Genomic DNA, 10,322 nt, shown 5'->3' with positions numbered 1-10,322 from the left:
GGTCCCGGAGGTCCGGGTGGACCTGGTGGTCCCGGTTGGGGCGGTCCGGGCAAGCCGGGTGGTCCCGGAGGTCCGGGTGGACCTGGTGGTCCCGGTTGGGGCGGTCCGGGCAAGCCGGGTGGTCCCGGAGGTCCGGGTGGACCTGGTGGTCCCGGCTGGGGCGGTCCCGGCAGGCCCGGCGGCCCCGGTGGGCCGGGCAATCCGGGTAATCCCGGGCGTCCGGGCGGACCGGGCAATCCCGGCGGACCCGGTTGGGGTGGTCCGGGGGGCCCGGGAGGTCCCAATGCCGGCCGTCCTCCGGGTGGTGGCCGTCCCGAGCAGGGCCGTCCTCCGCAGCAGGGGCAGCGCCCGCCGCAGGGTCAACCCCCGCAAGGGCAGCGTCCGCAGCAGGGGCGTGGGCCGTGCATGCCGGGGGCTCCCGGCTGCAACATCTGACGCAAGGGGCCGCGATGCCCGGTGAATACGGCCGGGCGTCGCTGTCGCACCCTTGAAATAATCGCGCCGCTCCTGTAGAGGGTGCGGCCTTCAAGAACCGCCCGGCTACAAGGGCTGCCGTGGCGGTTCGAACGCTCACACTAGATTGGGCCGGGACATCCCCTCGCGGGAGCGCCGCCGGCCGTGGAGATCGAGCCAAATGCCCAAGATGAAGACCAAGTCCGGAGCGAAGAAGCGCTTCAAGCTCTCCGGAACCGGCAAGGTGATCATGGCCCAGGCCAATAAGCGCCATGGCATGATCAAGCGCACCAACAAGCAGATCCGCGACCAGCGTGGCACCACGGTCATGTCCGAGCGTGATGCCTTCAACGTTCGCAAGTATTTTCTGCCCAACGGCTGACGCCAGCCTTAGCCAGTCCCAGGAGAAATTCCCATGGCACGTGTCAAGCGCGGCGTAACTTCTCACGCCAAGCACAAAAAGGTGCTCAAGGCGGCGAAGGGCTATTATGGCCGCCGCAAGAACACCATCCGCATCGCCAAGCAGGCCGTCGAGAAGGCGCAGCAATACGCCTACCGCGACCGTAAGGTTAAGAAGCGCAATTTCCGCGCGCTCTGGATCCAGCGCATCAACGCTGCGACCCGCGAGCTCGGCTTCACCTATGGCCGGTTTATCGACGGTCTCAGCAAGGCCGGGATCGAAGTCGACCGCAAGGTGCTCTCGGATATCGCCATCCACGAGCCCGCCGCCTTCGCGGCGCTGGTCGAGCAGGCCAAGGCGGCGCTGGAAAGCGCTGCGACGGAAAAGCAGGCCGCCTGATCTTTCGGCAGTGCCGAGACCAACATCGAGAAGCCCCGCGCGCGAGCGTTGGGGCTTTTCGCGTTTGTGCGGCTTTGCGCACGCGGCTTTTGCCTGCGGTGGCTTTGCGCCTCAAACGCGTCCGGCTATAAGCGCGCCTGACTGCCCGCTTCACGCCGTCATCGCCGGGCTTGGCCCGGCCATCCACGCCTTCCTTCCGCGTCCGCAAGGCGTGGATCCCCGGGCCAAGCCCGGGGATGACGTCGCTTAGTACCGAGGATCCACAATGTCCGTTGCCGCCCTTCCCGATCTCGACGCGCTGGAGCGCGAGCTGACCGCCGGCATTGCGGCGGCGGCCGACGAGCCGGCGCTGGAGACGATCCGCGTCGCCGCGCTCGGCAAGAAGGGCTCGGTTTCCGAGCTGCTGAAGAGCCTGGGGAGCATGAGCCCGGACGAGCGCAAAAGCGCCGGCCCGGCGATCAACGGCCTGCGCGATCGCCTCAACGAGGCGCTGGGCGCCCGCCGCACCGATCTCAAGGCCGCCGCGCTGGCCAAGCGGCTGGAGACCGAGCGCGTCGACGTCACCCTGCCGGTGCGCGAGACGCCAGCGGAGCAGGGCCGGCTGCACCCGATCAGCCAGGTGATCGACGAACTCACCGCCATCTTCGCCGATATGGGTTTCGCGGTGGCGGAAGGGCCCGACATCGAGGACGACTTCCACAATTTCACCGCGCTGAACTTCCCCGAGGGGCACCCGGCGCGCGAGATGCACGACACCTTCTACCTGCCGACCCGCGAGGACGGCTCGCGCCTCGTGCTGCGCACCCACACCTCGCCGGTGCAGGTGCGGACCATGCTCGCCAACAAGCCGCCGATTCGCGTCATCTGCCCCGGCCGCACCTATCGCTCCGACAGCGACCAGACCCACACGCCGATGTTCCACCAGGTCGAGGGCCTCGTCATCGACAAGGGCGCGACGCTTGGCCATTTGAAGTGGATCCTTGAGGAATTCTGCAAGGCGTTCTTCGAGGTCGACCAGGTGAAGATGCGGTTCCGCCCGTCCTTCTTCCCCTTCACCGAGCCCTCCATGGAGGTCGACATCCAGTGTGACCGCTCGCGTCCCGGCGAGATCCGCTTCGGCGAGGGCTCGGACTGGCTGGAGATTCTCGGCTGCGGCATGGTGCACCCGAATGTGCTGAGGAATTGCGGGCTGGACCCCGACGAGTATCAGGGCTTCGCCTGGGGCATGGGCATCGACCGCATCGCCATGCTGAAATACGGCATGCCGGATCTGCGCGCCTTCTTCGAGGCGGATGTGCGCTGGCTCGCCCATTACGGCTTCCGCCCGCTCGACTTCCCGACGCTGGCGGGAGGGCTGAGCTCATGAGCAAGGCACCCGTCTGGTCGACCGAGCGGCTTCAAGCGATGGAGACGCCGCAGCTCAAGCAGTTGCTCGCCAATGCGCAGGCGCGCGGCGCCGACGAGCTGGCGGCGCTGTGCGAGCAGGTTCTCGCCACGCGCGGCCCGGTGAAGAAGCCGGCGTCGTCATCGTCGTCCTCGTCGTCGACCTCCTCGCCCGGCAAGCGCGCCGCGCGGGACTATGTCTCGGTGTTCCATTTCGTCTGCGAGAACGACCGCGGCGTCAGCACCGATGGCGAGGGCTTCTTCTGGACCGGCTCCTGGGTCGTGCCCGAGGACGAGGTCATCAAGAGCCTGCAGGCGGGCGGCAAGCTGGCGCTGCACAGCTCGCGCGCTGACAGGTCCTATCGCCAGGGCAAGATTCTCGATTATCGCAAGAGCGATGGCGACACGGCGAAGAAGCGGAATATCGGGTTCGAGTTTCTAGTGGCCGCCGACGAGGTGGCCCTTGCCTGGCCCGGCGGCGGGACGGGCGAGAAGGGCTACACCTGGGCCAGCCACGCCCAGAGCAAATGAACGAGCGGAACGGTAGGGCACTCCCATGAAATTCACCCTCTCCTGGCTGCGCGAGCACCTTTCCGGCGACTATTCGCTCGACGACGTGACCGGCGCGCTCAACCGCATCGGGCTGGAAGTCGAAGGCGTCGAGGATAAGGCGGCCAAGCTGCGCGGCTTCACCATCGCCTATGTCGTTTCCGCCGTTCAGCACCCCAATGCCGACAAGCTGCGCGTGTGCATGGTCGACACTGGCGCCGGTGAGCCGGTGCAGGTGGTGTGCGGCGCGCCGAACGCGCGCACCGGCATGAAGAGCGTGTTCTCCCCGCCCGGCACCTATATTCCCGGCAAGGACATGACGCTCGGCATCGGCACGATTCGCGGTGTCGAGAGCCGGGGCATGCTGTGCTCGGCCGCCGAGCTGCAGCTCTCGGAAGACCATGACGGCATCATCGACCTGCCTGAGGACGCCCCCCTCGGCGCTACTTACGTCGACTGGATCGGCCTTGACGACCCGGTGATCGAAATCGCGGTGACGCCGAACCGTGCCGACGCGCTCGGTGTGCACGGCATCGCCCGCGATCTCGCCGCCGCCGGCCTCGGCACGCTGGTCGAGGACGAGATCGCCCCGGTGCCGGGCGTCTTCCCGTGCCCGGTTTCCGTCACTATCACCGCGGACGCACCGTGCCCGGCCTTCGCGCTGCGGCTGGTGCGCGGGGTGAAGAACGGCCCCTCGCCGGACTGGCTGCAGGCCAAGCTGCGCGCCGTCGGGCTGCGCCCGATCAACGCGCTGGTGGACATCACCAACCTTCTGACCCTCGACCAGAACCGCCCGCTGCATGTGTTCGACGCCGCCAAGGTGCAGGGCAACCTTGTCGTGCGGCGCGCCAAGGCGGGCGAGAGCCTGCTGGCGCTCGACGGCAAGACCTATGCGCTTGATGAGACCATGTGCGTGATCGCCGATGACAGGGCGGTGGAATCGCTCGCCGGCGTGATGGGCGGCGAGGAATCCGGCTGCGACGAGGCGACCGTCGACGTGCTGGTCGAATCCGCCCTGTGGGAGCCGATCAACATCGCCCAGACCGGCCGCAAGCTGGGGCTGAACTCCGATGCGCGTTTCCGCTTCGAGCGCGGCATCGACCCGGCCTTCACACTGCCGGGGCTCGAGCTGGCGACAAAGCTGATTCTCGATCTGTGCGGCGGCGAGCCCTCCGAGGTGGTGCTGGCCGGCGCGATCCCGGACACCACGCGGGTGATCGCGTTTCCGCTCGCCCTGACCGAAAAGCTGACCGGGCTGGTGGCGGAAGAGGACGAACAGGTGGCGATCCTGCGCCGGCTCGGCTTTTCAGTCCAGGGTGTGGCCGGCACGGTAGAGGTGACGCCCCCCAGCTGGCGCGGCGACATCGAGGGCAAGGCCGATCTGGTGGAGGAGGTGATCCGCATCGCCGGCCTCGACCGCGTGCCGTCCACGCCCTTCCCGCGCGACGAGACCGCCCGCAAGCCGGTGCTGACCACGCTGCAGCTGCGCACCCGCAAGGGCAAGCGGGCGCTGGCGGCGCGTGGGCTGGTGGAGGCCGTCACCTGGTCCTTCGTGCCGAAGGCGCAGGCGGAAGCGTTCGGCGGCGGCCAGCCGGCGTTGGCGCTGGCCAACCCGATCGCCGCCGATCTCTCCGACATGCGCCCAAGCCTGCTGCCCGGGCTTGTCCGTGCCGCGCAGGCCAATGCCGATCGCGGCTTTGGCGACGTGGCGCTGTTCGAGCTGGGACAGGTGTTCAAGGGCGACCGGCCGCAGGACCAGTTCATCGCCGCCACCGGGCTGCGGCGCGCGAGCGCCAAGCCCACGGGCGCCGGCCGCCACTGGTCGGGCAAGGCGGCGGCGGTCGATGCGTTCGACGCCAAGGCGGATGCGCTCGCGCTGCTCGCCGCCTGCGGCGCGCCGGTGGCCAATCTGCAGATCTCGACCGACGCCCCGGCCTGGTTCCACCCTGGCCGCTCCGGCACGTTCCGGCTCGGTCCGAACGTGATCGGCCATTTCGGCGAACTGCACCCCTCGGTGCTGGAGGCGCTGGATGCGGCCGGGGACGGCAAGTCGCCGCTGGTCGGCTTCGAGATCCTGCTCGACCGCATTCCCGAGCCCAAGGCCAAGGCGACGCGGGTCAAGCCGCTGCTGGAGCTCATCCCCTTCCAGCCGGTGGAGCGCGACTTCGCCTTCGTGGTGGCGCGGGGCTTCGCGGCCGGCGACATGGTGAAGGCGGCGGCCGGCGTCGACCGCAAGCTGATCACCGGCGTCGGCGTGTTCGACCTCTATGAAGGGCCGGGGGTCGAGGCCGACAAGAAGTCGGTGGCGCTCTCGGTGACGCTGCAGCCGCGCGAGAAGACGCTGACCGATGCCGAGATCGACGCGGTTGCGGCCAGGATCGTCGCCGAAGTGACGAAGAAGACCGGCGCCACCCTGCGCGGATGAGGCTCTGGGGTTCTCCCCGGACGTAACCGGGGGATCCACGGAGTTTGTCGATACAGAACGGCCAGTCGTGGATGGCCGGGCAAGGCCCGGCCATGTCCGGGGGTGAATCGAGCCCCCGTTTCTCTCGCGGCCCCAGCAGCGGATTAGCTGGCTGACTTCGCGAGGATGGGCGCGTCAGCTGAGCCGATCGCGGCAGAATTTGACCACGGTGGCATCGAAGCTGCCTGGGCGGGCCATAACCTCGGCGCACTGTTCGCCCTTCTGCCGGCCATCCGTCTTGGATGAGGAGCCGCCCGGCGTGCCCGTCGCGCCGCTGCCGGGGGAGCCGCCACCCGGCGTTTCGGCGCCAGGGGTTTCGGCGCCAGGGGTTTCGGTACCAGGAGTTTCGGTGCCCGGCGTGTCACCGCCACCCGGCGTTCCACCGCCGCCCGGGGAGCCATTATCGCCGCCACCGGAGCCGCCGCCACCGGAGCCGCCGCCACCGGAGCCGCCGCCACCGGAGTCGCCGCCACCGGAGTCGCCGCCACCGGAGTCGCCGCCACCGGGGCCGCCGCCACCGGAGCCGCCACCATCGGAGCCGCCACCACTGGAGCCGCCGCCCGTCGCATAGGCCGGAGCCGCCGCCAGAAGGCACGCGGTGAGCATGCCGATACCGATCATGCGCGCATCAATTCGAAGAAAATTCGGATAATTATTCAGCACGTTCTGCCCAAAAGGAAAGATGCGGTCAGGAAATCATCAGCATCGTCCGGGGAAACAACTGCGCTAATTTGAAATTAGTTGCAGAATATATCGTCGACAATATTTATTTATATCATAACGAAATCACAAAATAAGGCTAAAATTCTGGAACTATATTCGATGGTTTTCGGGTATTTAGTGTTTGTGCGGCCTGGTGCGCGTCAGGCCGGCCCGTCGCCGAACAGGCGCAGCGCCCTTGTGGCGGCGGCCTCGCCGGAAGCGAAGGCGCCGCCCAGCGTGCCCCAGCCGCTCACCGGCACATAGTCGCCGGCGAGGAAAATCCGGTTCTGCACCGTGTCGGCAAACACGCGCCGCTGCGCCCCCTGGCCCGGCAGCGCGGCACTGAGCGCGCCCCGGATCAGCGGGTCCTGCCCCCATTTCGAGGACACCACGTCGGAAATCGTCGCATCCGCTGTGGGGAAGCTCGCCCGCAGCCAGTCGCGCGCCAGCGGCAGCGCCGCCGCCGCGCCCTTTTCGGCAATGGTGCGGGCGGGGGCGTCGCCAAAGGTGAGCACGTGCAGGTCGCTGCCATTGATCCGGCCGCGCAGCAAAGCGGGTGGGGCGGTGCCGGCCTTGGTCAGCACGGCTTCATTGGGCTGGAGCGCCAGCGGATTGCCGGGCAGCAGGAACGCCACCTGCTCCAGATGACCGGCGGGGATCGCCCGCAGCGCCGCCACCAGGCGCGGCGGCAGCCCCGGATTGAAGCGGATCACCCCGGCTGCCAGCACCGGCGCCGGCACGGCGAGCACGATGGCGCGGGCGCGGATCGGCGTGCGCTGGCCGCGCAGCGTGACCGTGTGGAAGCGACCGGCATTGGTGACGAGCGTCACCGGCGCGTCCTTCTGCACATTGAGCCAGGCGCCGAGCCCTTCCATCAGCGTGCCTATCCCGGCCGGGCTGGTCGTGTCATCAGGCGGAGCGTCGCGGCTGGCCAGATCGAGCGCCGAGAGGGTGGCGAGCGCGCGCCCGCAGCCGAGCGGGCCGAGGAGCTGTGCCACCGTGGCGGCCCAGGGAGTCGCGGCTGCCGGGCCGGCCCCGGTGAGGGCGAGGCTGGCGGCGACATCCTTGCCGCCTTCGACCGCCACCAGCATGTCGCGCCGCGCCGTGCCCAGCGCGGCGGCGAAGGCGTCATAAGCGCTCTCGCGCACCTCGCGACCCTCGGCGAACAGCCGGCGCCCGGAGGGCAGGGTGATCAGCTCCAGCCCCGCGCCCTGCGCGCTGGTGGCGAGCGTGCCCTCGCTGCGGGCGAAACCACCCGCGCCGAGATCGACCCTCAGGCCGAAGGCCTCCTCGGTGCGGGCGCGGCCGCCCAGTTTCGGCGAGGCCTCCAGCAGCACATAGGAGCGCTTGGCCTCGGCGATGCGCCGCGCCGCCCCGATGCCGGCGGCACCGCCGCCGATGATGACGATGTCGACATCGCTCGCGCCCGTCTGGGCGAGGGCCGGCGCGGGCAGCAGCGCGGCGGAAGCGGCGGCGAGGAAATGGCGGCGGTTCAGCGTGCCGGGAAGGCGCGGTCGGGTCATGCGGCAAGCACTCAAGCGGTGAGACATACAGGCTAGCATGCCCGGCGCGAGGGGCGAAGGCGGGGCGAAGGCGCTTTGAAGGCGCGTCGCCGCCGCCATCGGCCCGAACGCGGAGATGCCGGCTAAGCGATTGGCATGAATCATGTTTTGTTCAGGGGAGAACGAATCGGGACTCAGCGGCCGGTTCAGAAAAGCAAGGGTGTTGATTGCCCGCGCCTGCGGCCCGCCTTGCGTCATTGCCTTGAGAGATGGGGGCGGGCGCCCTAATTAGGGGCGGTTGTCAGGGGGAATTTTCATGCTGCGGGACGCGATCACGGCTTTCGCCCAGACCTTTTCGCCGGCCTATCGCCGGGTGCTGCTGCGTTCGGTCGGCCTCGCCATCGGTCTTCTGGTCGCGCTGGGCATTGGCGCGCATTACGCGCTGACCTATTTCGTGACGCTGGATCTGCGCTGGGCCGAGATCACGGTCGATATCCTCGCCGCCTTCGGCATCTTCATCGGCGCGATCTTCCTGGTGCCGCCGGTGACCTCCCTGGTGGCGGGGCTTTTCCTCGACGATGTCGCCGCGCAGGTGGAGCGCACCGATTTCCCCCTGGAGCCGGAAGGCCAGGCGCTGCCGATCGGCCGCTCGCTGGTGCTGACGCTGAAATTCTTCGGCGTGATGCTGGCGGTGAACCTGGTGGCGCTGCTGCTGCTGCTGGTGCCGGGGGTGAACCTCGTCGTGTTCTATGTCGCCAATGGCTATCTGCTCGGGCGCGAATATTTCCAGCTGGCGGCCATGCGCTACCGCGGCGAGGATGAGGTGGCGCTGCTGCGCCGGCACCATGGCGTCGCCGTCTTTCTCGGCGGGCTGGTCATCGCGCTGGTGGTGTCGGTGCCGATCCTCAACCTCATCACCCCGGTCTTCGCCACCATCTTCATGGTGCGGCTGCACAAGCGGCTGTCGCGGGCGGGGTGAATCTCAGGCCGGGGTCTTTTCCGGCCAGCGGCAGAGATCGGCGATCAGGCAGCGCGGGCAGTCGGGCTTCAGCGCCTTGCAGACATAGCGCCCATGAAGGATCAGCCAGTGATGGGCGTGCAGCAGGAAGCGCTCGGGAATCGTCCGCTCCAGCCCCAGCTCCACCTCCAGCGGCGTCTTGCCCGGCGCCAGCCCGGTGCGGTTGGCGATGCGGAACAGATGGGTGTCGACGGCGATGGTCGGCAGGCCGAAAGCGATGTTGAGCACGACATTGGCGGTCTTGCGGCCGACGCCGGGCAGGGTCTCCAGCGCCGCCCGGTCGGGCGGCACCTGCCCGCCATGCTCCGCGATCAGGCGGCGGGAGAGTTCCACCACATTCTTCGCCTTGCCGCGATAGAGGCCGAGGGTGCGGATGTGCTGCGCCACGCCTTCCTCGCCCAGCGCCACCATCGCCTGCGGGGTCGGGGCGGCCTTGAACAGGCCGCGCGTCGCCTTGTTGACGCCGACATCGGTCGCCTGCGCCGAGAGCACCACCGCGACCAGCAGGGTGAACGGGTCGTGATAGTCGAGTTCGCCTTCCGGGTGCGGGTTGGCGGCCTCGAAGCGGGAGAAGGCGGTGGCGATCTCCTCAGGGCTCCACGGCCGAAAGGCTCCGCCCAGGGCGGCGGCGGCGGCATTGGCCACCGCGCGCCGGCGGGCGGGGCGGGTGACGGCCTGCGCCTCCAGCACCGCCAGGGCAGGGCTGGCCTTTGGCTTTGCGGCCGTGTTTTTGCCGGCCTGGGAATTGCCGGCCGTGGACCTGCCGGACGTGGCCGATTTTTCCGATCCCTTGCGCGCGCGCGCGGGGCTGCCGCCGGGCGGGCGGGCCTCGGCCGCCGGCTTCCCGCGGGGGCGCGCGCTACGCCGCACCGAATCCTTGTCCTCATTCGCCATTTTCGACCTATACTGCCGGCCCATGAGCGCGGCCAGTACTCTCCCCCCGGAAGATGCCTTCGCCCCCGCCGAGCCGGAACTGTTTTCGGCCCGCTACCAGCCGCATCGCTCGCTCGGGCCGCGCGGCTTTCTGGTGGTGATGTGCATTGTCGCCGGCATTAGTTTTGTGTGCGGCCTCGCCTTCCTGATGATGGGGGCGTGGCCGGTGTTCGGCGTGTTCGGGCTTGATGTGCTCGCCATCTGGTGGGGCTTCCGGCTCAATTACCGCGCGGCCCGTGCCTGCGAGGAAATCACCGTGACGCCGAGCGTCATCCGGCTGCGCCATGTCGCGGCGGATGGGACCGAGTATCGCGAGGAGCTGAACCCGCTCTGGACCCGGCTCACCCGCGACGAGATCGAGGATTTCGGCGTGCAGCGGCTGGCGCTGGAGATGCGCGGCCGTCCCTATGTGATCGGCAGCTTCCTGCACACGGCGCAGCGCGAGGAACTGGCGGAAAACCTGTCGCGCGCGCTGGCCGAGGCCAAGCGCGGCGTGGTGCGATCCGTGGTCTGACGGTT

At 68.9% G+C, this 10,322-nt stretch carries 10 protein-coding genes; 7 read left to right on the top strand and 3 right to left on the bottom strand.

The genetic code is table 11. The features are described from left to right. Nucleotides 1-634: 634 nt before the first annotated feature. The 5 genes from rpmI to pheT all read left to right on the top strand — a co-directional run bounded on the left by rpmI (nt 635) and on the right by pheT (nt 5,609). Complete coding sequence (rpmI, locus tag J2S76_RS10510; protein ID WP_018389390.1) at nt 635-835, top strand: 50S ribosomal protein L35; 201 nt, start codon at nt 635-637, stop codon at nt 833-835. A gap of 33 nt (nt 836-868) precedes the next feature. Next, complete coding sequence (rplT, locus tag J2S76_RS10505) at nt 869-1,252, top strand: 50S ribosomal protein L20 (protein ID WP_307060191.1); 384 nt, start codon at nt 869-871, stop codon at nt 1,250-1,252. 265 nt (nt 1,253-1,517) lie between these two features. Beyond that, nucleotides 1,518-2,618 (top strand): phenylalanine--tRNA ligase subunit alpha, encoded by a 1,101-nt coding sequence (gene pheS, locus J2S76_RS10500; RefSeq protein ID WP_307060190.1) that lies wholly within the window; start codon nt 1,518-1,520, stop codon nt 2,616-2,618. Then, nucleotides 2,615-3,166 (top strand): hypothetical protein, encoded by a 552-nt coding sequence (locus tag J2S76_RS10495; protein WP_307060188.1) that lies wholly within the window; start codon nt 2,615-2,617, stop codon nt 3,164-3,166. Before pheS ends, J2S76_RS10495 begins: the two co-directional genes overlap by 4 nt. Nucleotides 3,167-3,191: 25 nt before the next feature. Then, a complete protein-coding gene (pheT, locus tag J2S76_RS10490; protein WP_307060185.1) occupies nt 3,192-5,609 on the top strand; it encodes a phenylalanine--tRNA ligase subunit beta in 2,418 nt (805 codons plus the stop codon). 174 nt (nt 5,610-5,783) lie between these two features. Here pheT and J2S76_RS10485 read toward each other — a convergent pair whose 3' ends face one another. Together J2S76_RS10485 and J2S76_RS10480 are read right to left on the bottom strand one after the other, a co-directional pair. Next, complete coding sequence (locus J2S76_RS10485; protein WP_307060183.1) at nt 5,784-6,311, bottom strand: hypothetical protein; 528 nt, start codon at nt 6,309-6,311, stop codon at nt 5,784-5,786. 200 nt (nt 6,312-6,511) lie between these two features. After that, complete coding sequence (locus J2S76_RS10480) at nt 6,512-7,873, bottom strand: flavin monoamine oxidase family protein (RefSeq protein WP_307060182.1); 1,362 nt, start codon at nt 7,871-7,873, stop codon at nt 6,512-6,514. Nucleotides 7,874-8,168: 295 nt separating this feature from the next. Between J2S76_RS10480 and J2S76_RS10475 the strand changes: the two genes are divergently transcribed. Then, complete coding sequence (locus J2S76_RS10475; RefSeq protein ID WP_307060180.1) at nt 8,169-8,831, top strand: sulfate transporter family protein; 663 nt, start codon at nt 8,169-8,171, stop codon at nt 8,829-8,831. 3 nt (nt 8,832-8,834) lie between these two features. Here J2S76_RS10475 and nth read toward each other — a convergent pair whose 3' ends face one another. Beyond that, the gene (gene nth / locus J2S76_RS10470) at nt 8,835-9,560 is read right to left on the bottom strand and encodes an endonuclease III (RefSeq protein ID WP_307060178.1); all 726 of its coding nucleotides are present in this window, start codon (nt 9,558-9,560) and stop codon (nt 8,835-8,837) included. A 64-nt stretch (nt 9,561-9,624) separates the two neighbouring features. On the opposite strand from nth, the gene J2S76_RS10465 reads away from it, so the two are divergent. After that, nucleotides 9,625-10,317, top strand: coding sequence for a DUF2244 domain-containing protein (locus J2S76_RS10465; RefSeq protein ID WP_307060176.1), 693 nt, complete (start codon nt 9,625-9,627; stop codon nt 10,315-10,317). The last annotated feature ends 5 nt before the right edge of the window (nt 10,318-10,322 follow it).

Source organism: Ancylobacter vacuolatus (assembly GCF_030813595.1).
Taxonomy (GTDB): Bacteria; Pseudomonadota; Alphaproteobacteria; order Rhizobiales; family Xanthobacteraceae; genus Ancylobacter; species Ancylobacter vacuolatus.
This window is presented reverse-complemented; position numbering and strand designations above follow the sequence as displayed.

What these genes read in the sequence shown, in the direction of transcription:
- rplT (WP_307060191.1), top strand. Translation starts at nt 869, where the DNA reads ATGGCACGTGTCAAGCGCGGCGTAACTTCTCACGCCAAGCACAAAAAG.
- J2S76_RS10495 (WP_307060188.1), top strand. Translation starts at nt 2,615, where the DNA reads ATGAGCAAGGCACCCGTCTGGTCGACCGAGCGGCTTCAAGCGATGGAG.
- rpmI (WP_018389390.1), top strand. Translation starts at nt 635, where the DNA reads ATGCCCAAGATGAAGACCAAGTCCGGAGCGAAGAAGCGCTTCAAGCTC.
- pheS (WP_307060190.1), top strand. Translation starts at nt 1,518, where the DNA reads ATGTCCGTTGCCGCCCTTCCCGATCTCGACGCGCTGGAGCGCGAGCTG.
- J2S76_RS10475 (WP_307060180.1), top strand. Translation starts at nt 8,169, where the DNA reads ATGCTGCGGGACGCGATCACGGCTTTCGCCCAGACCTTTTCGCCGGCC.
- pheT (WP_307060185.1), top strand. Translation starts at nt 3,192, where the DNA reads ATGAAATTCACCCTCTCCTGGCTGCGCGAGCACCTTTCCGGCGACTAT.
- J2S76_RS10480 (WP_307060182.1), bottom strand. Translation starts at nt 7,873, where the DNA reads ATGACCCGACCGCGCCTTCCCGGCACGCTGAACCGCCGCCATTTCCTC.